The following is a 17,891-nucleotide window of genomic DNA, read 5'->3' as shown; positions in this document are numbered from 1 at the left end:
GAAGAGTATCTGTAGGCCACTTCCCAAGCCCTCCCCGCGCCGGATCGCGGCAGATTGCAGAATGTGTCGCTACAATGCCCGCTCCCCCAAGGAGCCTGCATGTCCAACCTGATAGCCGACTGGCGCGACCGCCCTACCCATCGTCGGGTCTGGGCGCTGGCGGCGCCGATGATTCTCTCGAACATTTCCGTACCGCTGGTGGCGCTGGTCGACAGCACCGTCATCGGTCATCTTCCCCATGCCCATCAGCTCGGTGCCGTCGCGGTCGGGGCCAGTCTGTATACCTTTCTGGCCTGGGCCATGGGCTTTCTGCGCATGGGCTCCACCGGGTTTGCCGCCCAGGCCGCCGGGCGCGGAGATGGCGCGGCTTTGAGGCAAATTCTGTTGCAGGGCCTGCTGTTGGCGATAGGACTGGCCATCGTGCTGGGTGCCGTGGGCGTACCGTTAAGCGGGGTCGCACTGCATTTCATGCAACCGTCGGCGGAGCTCGACCAGATGACCCGCGAGTTCTTTCACACTCGGTTGTTCGGCCTACCCGCGGCGCTGGCCAGTTATGCGCTGGTCGGCTGGTTCCTCGGCACGCAAAACGCCCGCGCGCCGCTGGTGATTCTGCTGAGCACCAACCTGGTGAACATCGCCCTGAACCTGTGGTTTGTCCTGGGCCTGGAATGGGGCGTGGTCGGCGCGGCCAGGGCTTCGGTGATTGCCGAGTGGACCGGCGCCCTGATCGGCCTGTTGATGACGCGCCAGGCCCTGCGCGCTTACCCTGGCCATATCGTCTGGGCTGCGTTGGGGCTGTGGCAGAGCTGGCGTCCACTGCTGGCGGTCAATCGCGACATATTCATCCGTAGTCTGGCCCTGCAATCGGTGTTTTTTCTGATCACCGTGCAAGGCGCGCGATTGGGCGATGCCACGGTCGCCGCCAACGCCTTGCTGCTCAATGGTTTGCTGCTGACTGCCCACGCGCTCGATGGCCTGGCCCACGCCGTGGAAGCCCTGTGCGGGCACGCCATCGGCGCTCGCGACCGTGACGCCCTGCGCCGCTCGCTGGTAGTGGCTTGCGGCTGGTCGTTTTTGGCGAGCCTGGGGTTTGCCGTATTGTTTGTGTTTGCCGGGCATTTGTTCATCGAGATGCAGACCGACATTGCCAGCGTGCGTGACACCGCGTTCATCTACCTGCCCTACCTCGCCGCGCTGCCGCTTATAGCAGTCTGGAGTTACCTGCTCGACGGGCTGTTCATCGGCGCCACCCGCGCCCGGGAAATGCGCAACGGCATGCTGCTGACGGTGGCCTTGCTGATGCCGTTTGGTTGGGCGCTGCAAGATTTCGGCAATCACGGCCTGTGGATAACCTTCCTGTTGTTCATGTTGCTGCGCAGCCTGACCCTCGGTGTAATTGCCTGGCGCCTGCATCGCCACGACGGCTGGTTCACCCGCGCACACTGAGTGTCGGATGCTCAAGGTTGATCGTTCTGCCAGCGGTTGCGCAGGCTGTCGAGCCGTTCCTGTTGCGTGCGACCCGACAATGGCGATTCAGCCACTGCGTCAGGGTGCTGCAGACGCAACCATAACCAGCCATCCAGCACAGGCCGTTCACTGAAACCCAGCGCCAACCCTTCCTGCAAACAGTTCCACAGGTGGGCGTAATCCGTCGAGGTGGTTCGGCTCCAGTGCCAGGCATGCTGTTCCAACAGGCAGGTTTGCAGTTTTTCCCGCTGCCGGGGACTGAGTGTTTCTTCGGCGGCCAATGGATTGACGGCAAGCCCCGGATTGAGCAGTTTTTGCCAACCCTGACTGCCAATCGCCCGGTCGGCCCATGTGCCGCCGAACCAGCGCAATTGGCTGATCGGCCCCAGCCAGCGACTCAGTTCACCGGCATCGCAGGCATCGAAAAAGTAGCTGGCGGTGTGCGGGTTGTAGTAACTCAGCAAGGCCCGATGGTGCAGGCCGAAACTGACTGTCAGCATGCGCCGCAGGTGCGCCAGCAATGTCATCGTTGACGCCTCGCTGCTCAGCAGCAACCCTCGCCATTGCCGGGTATCGCGCTGGCATACTTCGGTCAACGTCGGGCAGGTTCGCAGGTCGACCAGTATCGGGCCTTGTTCGCGCAACGCGTGCCATTCGGTGCCTTCGAACAGCCAGAAGCACCGAGCCTGAGCAAACCGGTGTTTCAACGTCACCCCTGCCTGCGACGCCTCCGACGCATCCAGCAACAACCATTGCGGGGTCGCATCGACCGTTTGTACGGCGATCATGCTGCACCGCTCTGGCCAAGCCGCACGGCCGCCCGACAGGTGCAGAACGCCTGCGCACAATGATTGAAGCTCCCGCCACCGGGCAGCAGACACAACAACAGCAAGGGCTCCCCCGAACGCAGCCAGCCCTCAACCCCTTCAGGCGGGCGCTCAGCGGTGCCCTTCACCTGCGCCGTATCAAGCACTTCAACAGGCACTGGCTGGTGAAGAACCCCGGTAATCAGAGGTTGATCCGGATCGCCTTCGATAAAGCTCACCACCACCTCTGCGCCTTCGCCCAACGGCGCACTACCGACTGCCTGCAACTGCGGCGCCAATGGCAGCCAGCAGTGACCGGGCGTAGCCCCCTCCCCCTGGTACGACCAGTCAAACTGCACGGCCACCGGACGCGAAGGATCCGGTTGAGCCTCATCAACGCTCACAACCCACCCCCGTTGCAGGCTGTGCATCTTGGGTTTCACCGCGCAATGGCGAGGCTTGAACGGTGTTGACCAGGGCATCGCACGCACCTTGTTGCTGTAAGGGAGGAGCGGATCCTGGCCGCCCTGATGCTCGACATGGGTCAGCAACCACAGCTGATTCCACTCGGTCACCGGATGGTCGGCCAGTGGCATCAAGTGACCGCTGCGCAACGTCGCGAGATCCGTGTGGCATTCGGCACTGTCTTGCACACTGCCGACGCATCGCTGAACTTCGAAACGACGCACCGCCGGTTGTTCTGCGTCGATGCTGAAAGTCGCCGTTTCGCCCACAGGGAAATGCCCCTGCCCATCGGCGAACACCACGCAATGCCCCCGTGCCCGGTGCTCAAAGTGGTAGTGAAGCCGTTCCTGGGCACACAACCGCTGAAGAAATTGCAGGTCCGATTCTCGGTACTGGGTGCAGAAATCCCGCAGTGGATAGTCACCGCCCAGTTCAAAGCGCCGGTCATGAGCGACTATTCCGTGCTCCTTGAGCACCTGATCGAGGATTTGCGGCACCGAACGTGCGCTGAAGATACGCTGGCTGAACCGCTGGGCCAGGCACGCCAGTTTCGGCCCCAGGCGCACATTGCACAGCCTGAGTGTCGAGCCATGGTCGCGCTGGACCAGTTCATGCAATTGTCCCTGGACGCTGTTTCCATCCGGCCCGAAATGCAAGGTAGCCGAGCGGTACATCAGGCTGGCGAGGTCGAGGGCAGGGTCATCGATCAGCAGATCCACATCGAACACGAACGGCTCGCTGATGGCTTCTCTACCGGTAAAGGCCAGGACTTCGAAGGCGTCGGACAGACCTGCTACGTCCAGACGAAATTCAGACGCGTTGACTGGATCGAACATCGGCGATTCTCTACAGGAGGGACGGCCGAAGATTTTCGCCGAGAGGCATGGCCGAGTAGAGAGGCGAACTACAACTTAGGAAATGACCTACGCGAAAAGAGGACCAATGACTGGAAAAGCCAAAGACGTAGGTTATTTCGATAGGAAAAAAGAGAATCGCCGCACCAGGTCATCTGAAATTTCCGCTGATTGGCGGAACATTTTCAGACAACCTGATGAAAGCGTGGCTTACCTCAGGAAGACAGGTAAGACGAACGGGTCAGGCCCAGACGCAAGGCGTCGAGGAACTGGGTGCGCTCGCTGGCACTGATGCGGGCACTGGCGCACTTGTCGCGGTAGTGGGTCATCAGCTCTTCCGGCGACAGGTGCACGTAACGCAGCATGTCTTCGATGGTGTCGTGGGTTTCGATACCAGCGTGGTACACGCTGCCGTCGGCGTTCTGGTAGATGTTCACCGAGTCGGTGTCACCGAACAGGTTATGCATATCGCCGAGAATTTCCTGGTAAGCACCCACCAGGAACACGCCCAACAGATAGTCTTCACCGTCTTTCAGCGCGTGCACCGGCAGGCTGGTTTCGATGCTCTGCTCATCGACATACTGGTTGATCTTGCCATCGGAGTCGCAGGTCAGGTCTTGCAGCACCGCACGGCGCAGCGGCTCTTCGTCGAGGCGATGCAACGGGATGATCGGCAGTACCTGGTCGATGGCCCAGGTGTCCGGCAGGCTCTGGAACACCGAGAAGTTGCAGATGTACTTGTCGGCCAGCTTGTCGTTGAGTTCGTCCAGCACCTGACGGTGGGAACGCTGGCGTGCCTTCAACGAGTTGTGCAGGCGACGGCACACGGCGAAGTAGCACTGCTCGGCCAGGGCTTTCTCGGCCAGGGTCAGCTTGCCGTCGGCGTACTGGGAGGCAACATCACTCATGTAGTGCGTGGCGCGCCAGTAGGTTTCGGTAACCATTTCGATGTCGGTCGGACCCAGCAGGTCCACCAGCCACTGCACGGTTTCCGGCAGCGCTTCCTTGTTCTCGATCTGCGGCACGTCGTCGTTGTGTTTCTCGACGTCGGTCACCTGGATCACCAACATCGCGTGGTGCGCGGTCAGGGAGCGGCCACTCTCGGAGAAGATGTTCGGGTGCGGCAGGCTCTGCGCGTCGCAGAACTCCTTGAGCATCCCGACCACGACACCGGCGTAATCGTCCATGTCGTAGTTGATCGAACTGGCGTTACGCGAGTGCGTACCGTCGTAGTCAACGCCCAAACCGCCACCGACATCGATGTGGTCCACCGGCAGGCCAAGGTTGCGCAATTCGCCGTAGTAACGGATCGCTTCCTTGAAACCATGCTGGTAATCCGCCAGGTTGGCGATCTGCGACCCCATGTGGAAGTGCAGCAGGCGAATGCCCTGATCCAGGCCCGCCGCGCGGAAGCGCTCGACCACCGACAGCAGTTGCGCCGCCGACAGGCCGAACTTGGATTTCTCGCCGCCGGTGTCGGCCCACTTGCTCGACGCCAGGGACGACAGGCGCACGCGCAGGCCAACCTGTGGCTTGACCTTGAGCGAGGCGGCCTCTTCGATCACCAGGCCGACTTCGGATTCTTTCTCGATCACAATGAACACGTTGTGACCAAGCTTCTGGCCCATCAAGGCCAGGCGAATGAACTCGCGGTCCTTGTAGCCGTTACAGACGATGGTGCCGCCCTTCGGCGCCAGCGCCAGCACCGCCAGCAGTTCAGGCTTGGAGCCCGCTTCCAGACCGATGGACACGTTCTGGGTCGCGATGATGTTTTCGATTACCGCTTCCTGCTGGTTAACCTTGATCGGGTACAGCGCGGTGTACTTGCTCTGGTATTCCAGGCGCTCGATGTTGGCGTCGAACGCGCCGGTCAGCTGACGCACGCGGTCTTGCAAAATATCCGGGAAACGCACCAGCAACGGCAACGACAGGCCGCTCTTGCGCAACTCGTCGACTTGCTCGAACAGGTCGATAGGCGAACTGCTTGGGCCATTCGGACGAACCTCGACGCGACCGGCGTCATTGATCGCGAAATACCCGGCCCCCCAATGGCGTATCCCGTAAACACTGCGGCTGTCCGCAACTGTCCATTGGCTGCCATCGTCTTTGCGTGTGCGTCGTACGGACATCGAAGTCCCCTATAAAGAAGTCATGGTGCGCCGCCTGGAATCAGGCCGGCGCAGTCTAAAGAATGAAAATGACGGTTCGTCAACGAGGGGGTAGACCCCGCCGACCGCAACGAGTTTAGAAACCGGTCATGAACAGGCTCTGTGAAAACCAGGGTGACGACGCCGGCCCTGAAGGCAATCAGGACCGGATCAAGCCGCGGGTGGTTTTCACAGAGGCTGCTAGCCGCCGGACTTCTTCGCCTTGAAACCGTGCTTGATCAACTCGGCCAAGAGTAGCTCGACATGATCGCCCTGGATTTCAATGACCCCGTCTTTCAACGCCCCACCGGTCCCACAACGTTTCTTCAACGTGGTCGCCAGTTCCTTGAGTGCGTCTTCCGCCAACGGCACGCCGGTGATCGTGGTCACCGTCTTGCCGCCACGGCCCTTGCTTTCGCGACGCACGCGAGCGATGCCGTCGCCGGCCGGGATAACGGTCTGTTTGCAGATGCAGGCGTCCACCGGTTTACTGCATTCCGGGCAATGACGACCTGCGTCGGTGGAAAATACCAGGCCACCAAGGGCGGCGAAGGATGCGGCTTTTTTGGCCACCGGCAATCCTCTTGGGAGGACAAAGACTGGTCGCAGCACTTGGGAAGGCTATCGACCGCGAAGCCCCACTCAGGCAGGGGCAGCGCTACTGAAACGGTGCAACCGTCCATTAACGGAAGGAGCAATACCGGTTCAGTTTGAAAAGGTCGCGCAGTGTAACGGCAAAAACGCCGATTGCTAAGAGCCAATCGGCGCCAATTTATAGCTCTTTTGCGACGTCTTCCCCGCGAGACCTCAGATAGCGTTTCAATGCCGCCAAAGAGTCCGGGCAATAAGGCTTTTCCTCGATTTCCCGCAGCACTTGCCCGATCGGCAAAAAGCGCGCTTCGAGCACCTCTTCCGGTTGCAGGATCAACGGACCGTCCCACACCGCCGAAAATGCCGAACACCAGAGACGATTGCCGGTGTCCTCAAAGAAAAAGTGGTCGTGGGCGATCAACTCGACCCCACTCACACCCAGCTCCTCTTCCAGCTCCCGGGCTGCCGACTCGGCATAGGTTTCAGTGGCCAGGACCATGCCGCCCGCCGCCACGTCCCAATATCCCGGATAGATAGCCTTGCTCAGGGTACGCCGGTGCACGCAGAGTTCACCGGCGGAATTGAACAACATAATGTAGGTACCGCGCCCGATCAGCCCGCGCTCGCGCAGGTCGGAACGGACCAGGGCACCCAGCAGGTTGTCCTGCTCGTCGACCCAGGCTATTTGCTCGGCATCGGACGCCGCCCGGTGGGCGGCTTCGCGCAGGCTATCGATGGAGCTATCGACCATGACTCAGCCCTGATTCAGCAGTTGACGCAAATCGATCACCGCCGCGTTGGCCCGGGAAATATAGTTGGCCATGACCAGCGAGTGGTTGGCCAGCACGCCGAAGCCACTGCCGTTGAGAATCATCGGGCTCCACAGCGTTTCCTGCGACGCTTCCAGCTCACGAATGATCTGACGCACGCTGACCGTGGCGTTCTTCTTGGCCAGCACATCGGCGAAATCGACTTCGATGGCGCGCAGCAAGTGCGACAAGGCCCAGGCCTGACCGCGGGCTTCGTAGAACACGTTGTCGATCTGCAGCCACGGGGTTTCGACGATTTCTTCGTCGACCTGAGGCGCCACGCCCGGCGCTACGACTTCGGTCTTCAACGCCGTGTTCAGCTTGACCCGGCCAACGCTGGCCGACAGTCGTTGCGACAGCGAGCCCAGGCGCGTCCCGACGTCACCCAGCCAGTTGTTCAGGTTGTCGGCGCGAGCATAGAACAGCGCGCTCTTCTGGTTCGGATCGGACAGGCGCGCCTGATAGCGGCTCAGAGAATTGATGCCTTCCTGGTACTCAGACTCACTGGACGGCAGCACCCAGCTCTTGTTGTCGAAGTTGAAGCGCGGTTCGGCCTTGGCCAGATCCGCGTCTTCGGCGGACTGCGACTGCGAGCGGGCGAAATCCTTGCGCAGTGCGCGACTCAAATCACGCACCTGTACCAGCACGCCATATTCCCAGCTCGGCATGTTGTCCATCCACAGGCCTGGCGGGAAGCGGTCGTTGGAAATGTAGCCACCCTGCTTGGTCAGCAAAGTGCCGGCAACGGTCTTGAGGGTTTCCACCGTGGTGTAGCCGACCACCATCTGCTTGCCTTCCTTTTCGGCGGCCATTTGCGCTGTCTGCTGCACCGGAAACAGTGCGGGCTCCTGGCTCCAGTACCAGCCCAGAGCAATCGCCACCAACAGGTAGAGGCCGATCAGCGTGGCCAGTGCCCGGCTGAACAACAGGCCGCCCAGGTAACTGCGGGTAGCCGATTTCGGTTCAGCGGCACGTTCAGGCGCGCTACCGGCGCGGTTCTTCCAGTCCAGCATGGCGATATCCTTTCAATCTCTAGGGTTCATCGGTTCGACCACAACCATACAACAACGTGCCTTGGCCCGGCACCCGCCGTTGGGTTCATGTCGGAAATAAGCTGCCCGGCGCACATAAAAATGCCTGCCCCGCCCCGTTCGGATTCAGAAGCAGTTGGCTAGCGGTGTTTTTCGTCAGGATTGAAAGATAGCCCTAGGGGAATCCCTTAGCCTTCTGACTCTGGAATTCGGCTTCGATTTCCCCTGAAAAAAATCAAAATCCCTTGACGGACGATGCCCCCTCATTCCCTCGAAAAAGACGAGCGTCTTGTAAAAAAAAACCTGAAAGCCCCAGATTCATGGGACTTCGCCTAGAATCGTCAGCCAATTAAAGACCCGCCAGTCACAAACTGAATGCGTCCGCGTTGCAGATTATTGACGTACAACACTCATGCAATTGAAAAGAGGTGCTAGCATAGAGCCACCAGTCGACCTCAGCGTGCACCCTAACTAGTAGTCAGGATATGACCGAGCCAGAAGATCCCAGCCGCGAGCGCCTCAAGCATCACTTTGCCCAGCGGGTCATTCATCAGGCACGTCAGATACTTGAGATATGGCAGCGCCTGCAACGCAGCGAGTGGTCCCCCAACGATCTGTCGGAACTGAGTGAAGCCAACCTGCGCCTGTTGCGGTTCGCCGAACGTTTCGAACAGCCGGAGCACATCCAGCTGGCACGTCATATCGGCCAGTCGCTGGAGGCTGTCGACGCCAATCGCAGACGCCTGAGCAGCGGTTTGATCACCGATCTCAACCGCTTGATGCAGCGCCTGTCGCGCACTGGCTTGCGCCATGGCGATCAACTCGACCAAACGTTCCTGCCGCCCCTGCGCAAACCGATCTACGTGATGCTGCAAGATCACGACCGTGCCGAGCGCCTGGCCAAGCAACTGGAATTCTTCGGGCTCAGCGCCCAATCCCTGGATAGCGTGTCGGCGTTCCGCTCCTCGATGGTCGAGCGCCTGCCGGCAGCCATTGTCATGGATGTGGACTTCAGTGGCCCCGGCGTTGGCCTGAAACTGGCTGCCGAAGCCCAGGAAGGTCTCGATCATCGCTTGCCGCTGCTGTTCTTCAGCCTGCACGAAACCGATACCCCGACCCGCCTGGCCGCGGTGCGCGCCGGTGGTCAGGAGTTCCTCACCGGCACCCTCGAAGCTTCGAGCCTGCTGGAGAAAATCGAAGTCCTGACCTGCGTCGCCCAGTACGAACCTTATAAAGTGCTGATCATCGATGACTCTCGTGCCCAGGCCTTGCACACCGAACGCCTGCTCAACAGTGCGGGGATCGTCACTCGGACCTTGATCGAGCCGATTCAGGCCATGGCCGAACTGGCGGATTTTCAACCGGATCTGATCATCCTCGACATGTACATGCCGGCCTGCACCGGGACTGAACTGGCCAAGGTGATCCGCCACAACGACCGTTACGTCAGCGTGCCGATCATTTACCTGTCGGCCGAAGACGATCTGGACAAGCAACTCGACGCCATGAGCGAGGGCGGCGACGACTTCCTGACCAAACCGATCAAACCCCGGCATCTGATCACCACCGTGCGCAACCGCGCGGCACGAGCACGCAATTTGAAAGCGCGGATGGTCCGCGACAGCCTCACCGGTTTGTACAACCACACCCATATTCTGCAATTGCTCGAAGACTGCTCGTTCCGCGCCCGTCGCGAGAACAAGCCGCTGAGCTTTGCCATGCTCGACATCGATCATTTCAAACGGGTCAACGACAGCCACGGCCACCCTATGGGCGACCGGGTGATCAAGAGCCTGGCGCTGTTCCTCAAACAGCGGCTGCGCAAGACCGACTTCATCGGCCGATACGGCGGCGAAGAGTTCGCCATCGTCATGCCGGACACTGACCTCGAAGCGGCCTGGAAAGTACTGGATGAAATTCGCCAACGCTTTGCCGAAATCCACTATCCGGCTCAACCGCAGGATCTGTGGTGCACCTTCAGCGCCGGGGTGGTCGAGCTGTGCGAGGATTCCGACGGGCTGTTGATGGCCAACCAGGCAGACGAGGCGCTATACCGTGCGAAAGGCGCTGGGCGCAACCGCGTTCAAGCCGCACGGGGATCAAAGCAAAGTGCCACTTTTTCATCTCAATCGAGCGCTTCAGTCATAACCCTGTAACAGAAACGCAATAACTTCAGGCACTTACCATTCTGCCGTTGGTAGTCCCGCGATGCGCCTGAAGCTGCTGACCAATCTCAATACCCTCCTTTTAGTCGCCGTGTGCGTGGCCCTTGGCGCCACGCTCTGGTGGTCACAAAAAGCCCTGGAGCGCCCCTATCTATTAATGGAGCGTTACCTGGGTTTGTCCCAGCAGTTCCAAAATGAAGTGGCGCGCAACATCGAGGACTACCTCGCCAGCGGCGATGCCCTGCGTTTGAGCAGCGCCGGCCAGGCCATCGACAACCTGCAAAAGGAACTCGGGGAATTGCCACCGGCATTGGCCGAAACGCTACGCCCCAGCCTGTCGAATCTGGACGAGTTCAGCAAAACCGACTTGCTGGCCGCCGGCAAACTCGCGGGCGACCCGCAGGCTCTGCTGTTGCAAGCCGAACGCGAACTGGGCGCCAGCCTGGATCAGCTCAGCCAGTACGCCAGCGGTAATGCGGCGTATCTGACACCCCTGCTCACCGCCTCCCAACACCTGGGCAAACTGTCGCTGGCCCGGGACAAACTGGTCAGCAGCGGTCGCAGTGAACTGGCCGCCGATGTCGAGCGCGAAGTCAGCAACATCCGCACCCAGGCCGGACAACTGGACGCCCTGCCACTGCTCGGCGTAGCGGCCAGCAGTGAATCGAACACCGATGATTTCGCCGCGATGATGGGCCTGGAAAACACTGAAAAAACCGTCGCCGAAGATGCCGGGGTCAGCCTCAAGCGCGAGCTCAACAGTTTGCTCGGCCGCTACCCGGCGGAACTGGCTCGCACTCGTGATCAAATCCAGAAACGTGCCGACCTCAGCGCCGCGACCCACCTGAAAATCGCCGACGTACAACAGGCGATTGCCGGCCTGGAACCGGTGGTACGCGCCCAGCACGGGCAGATTCAGGGTGAAGTGCGCCTGATGCAAGGTGTGATGATCGCCCTGATTCTGCTGATCGCCCTGCTCATCGACACTCTGCAACGGCGACTGGCCCGGACCCTGACCAACCTCGCACCCGCGCTTTCGACCTGGGCCGAGGGCGACTTCAGCCAGGACATCCAGCTGGGCAAGACCAACCGTGAACTGCATGACATCGAAGCATCGCTCAACCGCTTGCGTGCCTATCTGGTAGATCTGGTGGGAACGATTCGCCTCAACGCCGAGCAGGTCGCAGGCAGCAGCCGCACCCTGGCCGAGCTGAGCAATGACCTGCACAGCGGCGCCGAACATCAGGCCGGTGACACTGCGTTGATCCGCGACTCCCTCGGCGAACTGGAAGCGACCATCCAGCAAGTCGCCGGCGATGCCAGCCAGGCCGCCGACGCCAGCCGCCATGCCGGCCTGGCGGTGGAACACGGGCAGAAAGTCATCGGTTTAAGCCTCACCGGCCTGCATGCGCTGGTGGGTGAAGTGCAAGGCAATGCGCAGATGATCGAGCATCTGGCCGAAGAGTCCGCGACCATCGGCGGCGTGCTGACGGTGATCCGTTCGATCGCCGACCAGACCAACCTGCTGGCGCTGAACGCGGCCATTGAAGCCGCACGGGCCGGGGAAATGGGCCGCGGTTTTGCCGTGGTGGCCGAAGAAGTCCGGTCGCTGGCACAACGCACCGCCGGCGCCACGGCCGAGATCCAGACCTTGATCGCCGGCCTGCAAACCGCGGCACGGCAATCGGTCGAAGGTATGCGCGCCCAGGTCGAGCACGCCGAAGCCACGGCCAACCAGGCCCAGGCGGCCGACGGGGCGCTGGATAAAATCGTCGGGGCAATCCAGACCATTTCCGACACCGCCGTACGCATCGCCGATGTCACCGCCCAGCAGAGCGGCGCCGTCAGCGAGATCCGCGATCACAGCGAACGCATTCACCAATTGGGTGGGGATAACTTGCTGCGCATCGGCGAAGGGCGTGAGCAAGGGGAGAATCTATTAGTGTTGGGTGGACGGTTGCATACAGCCGTTCAAGCCTTCCGCGTCTGATCCAGCTCCCACATTGGTTCTGTGTTCGACGCAAATCAAATGTGGGAGCGAGCCTGCTCGCGAAAGCGTCATAACAATCACCGTAAATCTCACCACCCTGCACTGCGCGCTACCGTCCGCTATCATGCCCCCAACCCCGATACGCGAGACCGTCATGCGCCGTTTGCTTTACCTGCTGCTTTTAGTGCTCGCCCTGCCGGCCACCGCCGGCGGGTTGCTGGACAGTCGCCCCAGTTCCTCCCTGGGCTCGATCAACAACAGCGCCGACTTCCTGCCAGTGCGCGAAGCCTTTCAGTTGAGCCTGGTAGAAAGCACCCCGCAATCGATCAAACTGCGCTTCGTCGCCACCGAGGGTTATTACCTCTACCGACATCGCTTCCAGTTTCGCGCCGACCCGGTCGATGTGCCCCTCGGCCCAGCGCAATTGCCCAAGGGCGAACAGAAACACGACGAGTACTTCGGCGATGTCGAGGTCTACCGCGGCATTCTCGATGTCGAACTGCCGCGCACCGATCAACGCGCCTTCACCCTGGTCGTGACCTATCAGGGGTGCGCCGACAAAGGCCTGTGTTATCCGCCCGAAACCGAACGCTTGAGCATCGATGGTAGCGGCACAACCACCACACACGACTGGAACTGGCGCGAACTGGCGCTTTTTTTCCTCGCAGGCCTGGGCCTGACCTTTACGCCGTGCGTGCTGCCAATGCTGCCGATTCTTTCCGGCGTGGTGTTGCGCGGCCAGATCGGCGGTTGGCGCGGTTTCAATCTTTCCCTGGCTTACGTACTGCCTATGGCCGTCTGTTTCGCGTTGCTCGGCGCACTCATGGGGATGTTCGGCGCGCAACTCAACCTGCAGGCGCGATTGCAATCAGCCTGGGTGCTAGTGCCATTTGCGATGTTTTTTGCGCTGTTTGCCCTGGCGATGTTTGGTGTGTTCGAACTCAAGTTGCCGCATGCCATCAGCAGTCGACTGGACCGCATTGCCGGGCGTACAGAAGGTGGTTCGCTGTGGGGTGCAGCCGTGTTGGGCGTGGTGTCAAGCCTGCTGGTTTCGCCCTGCGTTTCGGCACCTCTGGCCGGCGCACTGCTGTATATCAGCGCCAGCGGCGATGCCTTGGGCGGCGGCCTGAAACTGTTCATGCTCGGCCTCGGCATGGGTGCCCCATTGCTGCTGGTAGCCACGGGTGGGGCCGCCTGGCTGCCGAAAAGCGGCCCCTGGCTGATCTACGTGAAAAACGCCATTGGCGTGTTGTTGCTGGGATTGGCGATCGGCTTGCTCAGTCGGGTTTTACCGGGCCAGATCACTTTATTGCTGATCGGTTTGCTCGCCGGGGGTGTTGGCTTGTTCATGGGCGCGCTGGAATTCGTCTACAAACCGCCGAGAAAGCGCCTGGGTCAATTGCTCGGCATGTTCCTGCTGTTTTATGCACTGGCCTGCTGGTATGGCGGACTCAGCGGCCAGAGCGATCCGTTCAACCCGATCGGCCCGTCGCGCACGGTTGTCGCTACCGGGCAAGCGCCCAACACCAGCGCCTGGCAAACCGTCAGCACGCCGACGGACCTCGACCGCGTACTTGCCCAAGCCCGTTCGTCCGGCACTCCGCTGCTGCTCGACTGGTATGCGGACTGGTGCATCAGTTGCAAAGTCATCGAACACGAAGTGCTCACCGACGCCACCGTCGTCGAACGTCTCAAGGGCTATCGACTGATTCGCTTCGATATCACCGCGAGCAACGCCGAACAACGGACGCTGCTCGACCGTTACAAGCTGTTCGGCCCCCCGGCCCTGATGTTTTTCGGCAGAGACGGGGCCGAACGCACCGATGTGCGGGTGATCGGCGAGATCAGCGCTGCGGACTTCGCCGAACGTGTCGCCAGGGCGAATGACCGGAATTAATCAAGCAGTCATATATTTCGCGCAAACATCGGACATCGTGCTGGCTTTTGCAGAGAACTGGACAGTCACAAAGGCTTTGCGGCATAGTCGCCGGGTTCTGACATTTGCACACAGATAACAAAGGAACAGCCGATGGCGACGCTACTGGTTCTGCATGGACCCAACCTGAACATGCTTGGCACCCGTGAACCGGGCACCTACGGCGCCACGACGCTGGCGCAGATCAACCAGGACCTGGAACGCCGCGCCCGTGAAGCCGGCCACCATTTGCTGCACCTGCAAAGCAACGCCGAGTACGAATTGATCGACCGCATCCACGCCGCTCGCAGCGAAGGTGTGGACTTCATTCTGATCAACCCAGCAGCTTTTACACATACAAGTGTCGCATTACGTGACGCGCTGCTGGCGGTGAGCATCCCATTCATCGAAGTGCATTTGTCTAACGTGCACAAACGCGAACCTTTCCGCCATCACTCTTACTTCTCCGACGTAGCGGTGGGAGTGATCTGCGGCCTTGGCGCCAGCGGTTATCGACTGGCCCTGGAGGCCGCCCTAGAGCAGCTTGAAAGACCGGCAACAGCTTGAACAACAAGCGTTAAACGCCCCTGACCGACCCTTGGGAGTTGATGATTCATGGATATCCGTAAAGTTAAGAAACTGATCGAATTGCTGGAAGAGTCCGGCATCGACGAGCTCGAGATCAAGGAAGGCGAAGAGTCCGTACGCATCAGCCGTCATAGCAAGACACCGGCTCAGCAGTACTACGCACCGGCTCCAATGCCTGCTCCGGCTGCCGCGCCTGTCGCTGCCGCCGCTCCGGCTGCCGCTGCAGCCCCTGCTGCTCCGGCCGCACCAGCACTGAACGGCGCCGTAGCCCGTTCGCCGATGGTCGGTACGTTCTATCGCAAGTCTTCGCCAACCTCGCCGTCCTTCGTTGAAGTCGGCCAGACCGTGAAGAAAGGCGACACCCTGTGCATCGTTGAAGCCATGAAGATGATGAACCACATCGAAGCTGAAACCAGCGGTGTGATCGAATCCATCCTCGTCGAAGACGGCCAGCCGGTTGAGTACGACCAACCGCTGTTCACCATCGTTTGAACCGCGGAGAGCCTTTGATGACTGCGAAGTTGGAAAAAGTTCTGATCGCCAACCGCGGTGAGATCGCACTGCGGATTCTGCGCGCCTGCAAAGAGATGGGCATCAAGACCGTCGCCGTTTATTCCAAGGCTGACAAGGAACTGATGCACTTGGGTCTGGCAGACGAATCCGTCTGCATTGGTCCGGCATCGGCCGCCCACTCCTACCTGCACATCCCGGCAATCATCGCCGCGGCCGAAGTGACCGGCGCCACCGCCATTCACCCAGGCTACGGATTCCTCGCGGAAAACGCCGACTTCGCCGAACAGGTCGAGAACTCCGGCTTCGCCTTTATCGGCCCGAAAGCTGAAACCATCCGCCTGATGGGCGACAAGGTTTCGGCCAAGCACGCGATGATCGCCGCTGGCGTACCGACCGTTCCAGGTTCCGACGGCCCGCTGCCGGAAGACGAAGAAACCGCTCTGCGCATTGGTCGTGAAGTCGGTTATCCGGTGATCATCAAGGCCGCTGGCGGCGGCGGTGGTCGCGGCATGCGCGTCGTGCTCAAGGAGGAAGACCTGATTTCCTCGGCGAAACTGACCCGCTCCGAAGCGGGTGCAGCGTTCGGCAACCCGATGGTCTATCTGGAAAAATTCCTGACCAACCCGCGTCACGTGGAAGTCCAGGTACTTTCCGACGGACAGGGCAATGCCGTGCATCTGGGCGACCGCGACTGCTCGCTGCAGCGTCGTCACCAGAAGGTTCTCGAAGAAGCGCCGGCACCGGGCATCGATGAGAACGCGCGCGAGGAAGTCCTCGCCCGCTGCGTCAAGGCGTGCATCGACATCGGTTACCGTGGCGCAGGCACTTTCGAGTTCCTTTACGAGAACGGCCGCTTCTACTTCATCGAGATGAACACTCGTGTCCAGGTAGAGCACCCGGTATCGGAAATGGTCACCGGCATCGACATCGTCAAGGAGATGCTCAGCATCGCCGCCGGCAACAAGCTGTCGTTCACCCAGGATGACGTGGTCATCCGCGGTCACGCACTGGAATGCCGGATCAACGCCGAAGACCCGAAAACCTTCATGCCGAGCCCGGGCACGGTCAAACATTTCCACGCTCCAGGCGGCAACGGCGTTCGCGTCGACTCCCACCTGTACAGTGGTTATGCCGTTCCTCCGAACTACGACTCGTTGATCGGCAAGCTGATCACCTATGGCGCAACCCGTGACGAAGCCATGGCGCGCATGCGCAATGCGCTGGACGAAATCGTGGTCGACGGGATCAAGACCAACATCCCGCTGCACCGCGACCTGACCCGCGACGAAGGCTTCTGCAAAGGGGGCGTGAACATTCACTACCTCGAGCACAAGCTGGCTGGCGAGAAGCACTAAGCTTCAACCGGCACACGACAAAGCCGCCTTCGGGCGGCTTTGTTGTATCTGAAGGTTTCACACATTCCCTGTGGGAGCGGACTTGCTCGCGAAGACGGTGGCACATTCAATAATGATGTCGACTGACACACCGCTTTCGCGAGCAAGCCCGCTCCCACAGGGTACAGTGCCCAATAGGCGCCGGGCGGTGGGCACAAAGCCAAGCCACTCCCACAAAACCTCCGCGCTCGCGTAAACTTGCGCGCTTCTCGCAGCCCGCTAGGCTGCAATCAATATTTTTCAAAGGTGCCCGCCATGCCTTGGCTGCAAGTCCGTCTCGCCATCAGCCCAGAACAAGCCGAAACCTACGAAGACGCTTTCCTTGAAGTGGGCGCCGTGTCGGTGACTTTCATGGACGCCGAAGATCAGCCGATCTTCGAGCCGGAGCTCAACACCACGCCGCTGTGGTCGCACACGCACCTGCTGGCCCTGTTCGAAGGTGGCACCGAGCCAGGCCCGGTACTGGCCCACCTTGAGCTGCTGACCGGCAGCCCGCTGCCCGAACATCACAGCGAAGTGATCGAAGACCAGGACTGGGAACGCAGCTGGATGGACAATTTTCAGCCGATGCGTTTTGGTCAGCGCCTGTGGATCGTCCCAAGCTGGCATGCCGCCCCGGAACCTGACGCCGTGAACCTGCTGCTCGATCCGGGCCTGGCGTTCGGTACCGGCACTCACCCGACCACCGCATTGTGCCTGGAATGGCTCGACGGTCAGGACCTGAAAGACTGCAACGTACTGGACTTCGGCTGCGGCTCAGGGATCCTGGCAATTGCCGCCCTGCTGCTGGGCGCCAGGGAAGCAGTGGGCACCGACATCGATGTGCAGGCGCTGGAAGCCTCTCGAGACAACGCCGGGCGCAACAATATTGCCGAAGAACGCTTCCCGCTGTATCTGCCGCAAGATCTGCCTCAGGTTCAGGCTGACGTACTGGTGGCCAACATTCTCGCTGGCCCGCTGGTATCCCTGGCGCCGCAACTGTCAGGCCTGGTCAAGTCCGGCGGTCGTCTGGCGCTGTCGGGCATCCTCGCCGAGCAAGGTGAAGAGGTCGCCGCTGCCTATGCCAAAGACTTCGATCTGGACCCGATCGCCAATCGCGATGGCTGGGTGCGCATTACAGGCCGTCGGCGCTAGAATGAACACCTGCATACACCGG

Annotated in this window: 14 protein-coding genes; 8 read left to right on the top strand and 6 right to left on the bottom strand. The window is 60.7% G+C overall.

The genetic code is table 11. The features are described 5' to 3' along the window. The first annotated feature begins 99 nt into the window (after positions 1-99). Complete coding sequence (locus AC07ZE_RS03825; protein ID WP_207261426.1) at positions 100-1,446, top strand: MATE family efflux transporter; 1,347 nt, start codon at positions 100-102, stop codon at positions 1,444-1,446. Positions 1,447-1,457: 11 nt separating this feature from the next. Here AC07ZE_RS03825 and AC07ZE_RS03820 read toward each other — a convergent pair whose 3' ends face one another. The 6 genes from AC07ZE_RS03820 to AC07ZE_RS03795 form a co-directional block, all read right to left on the bottom strand. After that, on the bottom strand, positions 1,458-2,255 hold the full coding sequence (locus AC07ZE_RS03820) for a DUF4123 domain-containing protein (protein WP_207261424.1): 798 nt from the start codon (positions 2,253-2,255) through the stop codon (positions 1,458-1,460). Next, the gene (locus tag AC07ZE_RS03815; protein ID WP_207261422.1) at positions 2,252-3,574 is read right to left on the bottom strand and encodes a type VI secretion system Vgr family protein; all 1,323 of its coding nucleotides are present in this window, start codon (positions 3,572-3,574) and stop codon (positions 2,252-2,254) included. Before AC07ZE_RS03815 ends, AC07ZE_RS03820 begins: the two co-directional genes overlap by 4 nt. A gap of 233 nt (positions 3,575-3,807) precedes the next feature. Then, complete coding sequence (speA, locus tag AC07ZE_RS03810; protein ID WP_207261420.1) at positions 3,808-5,721, bottom strand: arginine decarboxylase; 1,914 nt, start codon at positions 5,719-5,721, stop codon at positions 3,808-3,810. A gap of 219 nt (positions 5,722-5,940) precedes the next feature. Continuing rightward, the gene (locus AC07ZE_RS03805; protein ID WP_041068080.1) at positions 5,941-6,312 is read right to left on the bottom strand and encodes a translation initiation factor Sui1; all 372 of its coding nucleotides are present in this window, start codon (positions 6,310-6,312) and stop codon (positions 5,941-5,943) included. A gap of 199 nt (positions 6,313-6,511) precedes the next feature. Next, on the bottom strand, positions 6,512-7,081 hold the full coding sequence (locus tag AC07ZE_RS03800) for an NUDIX hydrolase (protein ID WP_207261418.1): 570 nt from the start codon (positions 7,079-7,081) through the stop codon (positions 6,512-6,514). Between the two features lie 3 nt (positions 7,082-7,084). After that, positions 7,085-8,152 carry a DUF2333 family protein gene (locus tag AC07ZE_RS03795; RefSeq protein WP_095192037.1) on the bottom strand — a complete coding sequence of 356 codons (1,068 nt, stop codon included), beginning with the start codon at positions 8,150-8,152 and terminating at the stop codon, positions 7,085-7,087. A 503-nt stretch (positions 8,153-8,655) separates the two neighbouring features. Here AC07ZE_RS03795 and gcbA point away from each other — a divergent pair. The 7 genes from gcbA (at position 8,656) to prmA (ending at position 17,869) form a co-directional block, all read left to right on the top strand. After that, positions 8,656-10,326, top strand: coding sequence for a diguanylate cyclase GcbA (gene gcbA, locus AC07ZE_RS03790; RefSeq protein ID WP_207261416.1), 1,671 nt, complete (start codon positions 8,656-8,658; stop codon positions 10,324-10,326). Between the two features lie 52 nt (positions 10,327-10,378). Beyond that, positions 10,379-12,325, top strand: a complete 1,947-nt coding sequence (locus tag AC07ZE_RS03785) for a methyl-accepting chemotaxis protein (RefSeq protein WP_207261414.1) — start codon at positions 10,379-10,381, stop codon at positions 12,323-12,325. A gap of 154 nt (positions 12,326-12,479) precedes the next feature. Next, the gene (locus AC07ZE_RS03780; protein WP_207261412.1) at positions 12,480-14,222 is read left to right on the top strand and encodes a protein-disulfide reductase DsbD; all 1,743 of its coding nucleotides are present in this window, start codon (positions 12,480-12,482) and stop codon (positions 14,220-14,222) included. A gap of 132 nt (positions 14,223-14,354) precedes the next feature. Beyond that, entirely contained in the window at positions 14,355-14,807 is a 453-nt protein-coding gene (gene aroQ, locus AC07ZE_RS03775; protein ID WP_033059577.1) for a type II 3-dehydroquinate dehydratase, read from the top strand. A gap of 48 nt (positions 14,808-14,855) precedes the next feature. Further along, positions 14,856-15,320, top strand: a complete 465-nt coding sequence (gene accB / locus AC07ZE_RS03770) for an acetyl-CoA carboxylase biotin carboxyl carrier protein (protein ID WP_207261410.1) — start codon at positions 14,856-14,858, stop codon at positions 15,318-15,320. Between the two features lie 17 nt (positions 15,321-15,337). After that, positions 15,338-16,696 carry an acetyl-CoA carboxylase biotin carboxylase subunit gene (gene accC / locus AC07ZE_RS03765; RefSeq protein ID WP_095192042.1) on the top strand — a complete coding sequence of 453 codons (1,359 nt, stop codon included), beginning with the start codon at positions 15,338-15,340 and terminating at the stop codon, positions 16,694-16,696. A gap of 294 nt (positions 16,697-16,990) precedes the next feature. Continuing rightward, positions 16,991-17,869, top strand: coding sequence for a 50S ribosomal protein L11 methyltransferase (gene prmA / locus AC07ZE_RS03760; RefSeq protein WP_207261408.1), 879 nt, complete (start codon positions 16,991-16,993; stop codon positions 17,867-17,869). Positions 17,870-17,891 lie beyond the last annotated feature (22 nt).

It is taken from the genome of Pseudomonas sp. GW101-3H06, from assembly GCF_059424605.1.
The sequence above is the reverse complement of the archived record's forward strand: the minus strand, read 5'-3'. Positions and strand labels throughout refer to the sequence as shown.

Coding starts and splice junctions, on each gene's coding strand:
- AC07ZE_RS03825 (WP_207261426.1), top strand. CDS start 100: ATGTCCAACCTGATAGCCGACTGGCGCGACCGCCCTACCCATCGTCGG.
- AC07ZE_RS03820 (WP_207261424.1), bottom strand. CDS start 2,255: ATGATCGCCGTACAAACGGTCGATGCGACCCCGCAATGGTTGTTGCTG.
- AC07ZE_RS03815 (WP_207261422.1), bottom strand. CDS start 3,574: ATGTTCGATCCAGTCAACGCGTCTGAATTTCGTCTGGACGTAGCAGGT.
- speA (WP_207261420.1), bottom strand. CDS start 5,721: ATGTCCGTACGACGCACACGCAAAGACGATGGCAGCCAATGGACAGTT.
- AC07ZE_RS03800 (WP_207261418.1), bottom strand. CDS start 7,081: ATGGTCGATAGCTCCATCGATAGCCTGCGCGAAGCCGCCCACCGGGCG.
- AC07ZE_RS03795 (WP_095192037.1), bottom strand. CDS start 8,152: ATGCTGGACTGGAAGAACCGCGCCGGTAGCGCGCCTGAACGTGCCGCT.
- gcbA (WP_207261416.1), top strand. CDS start 8,656: ATGACCGAGCCAGAAGATCCCAGCCGCGAGCGCCTCAAGCATCACTTT.
- AC07ZE_RS03785 (WP_207261414.1), top strand. CDS start 10,379: ATGCGCCTGAAGCTGCTGACCAATCTCAATACCCTCCTTTTAGTCGCC.
- AC07ZE_RS03780 (WP_207261412.1), top strand. CDS start 12,480: ATGCGCCGTTTGCTTTACCTGCTGCTTTTAGTGCTCGCCCTGCCGGCC.
- aroQ (WP_033059577.1), top strand. CDS start 14,355: ATGGCGACGCTACTGGTTCTGCATGGACCCAACCTGAACATGCTTGGC.
- accB (WP_207261410.1), top strand. CDS start 14,856: ATGGATATCCGTAAAGTTAAGAAACTGATCGAATTGCTGGAAGAGTCC.
- accC (WP_095192042.1), top strand. CDS start 15,338: ATGACTGCGAAGTTGGAAAAAGTTCTGATCGCCAACCGCGGTGAGATC.
- prmA (WP_207261408.1), top strand. CDS start 16,991: ATGCCTTGGCTGCAAGTCCGTCTCGCCATCAGCCCAGAACAAGCCGAA.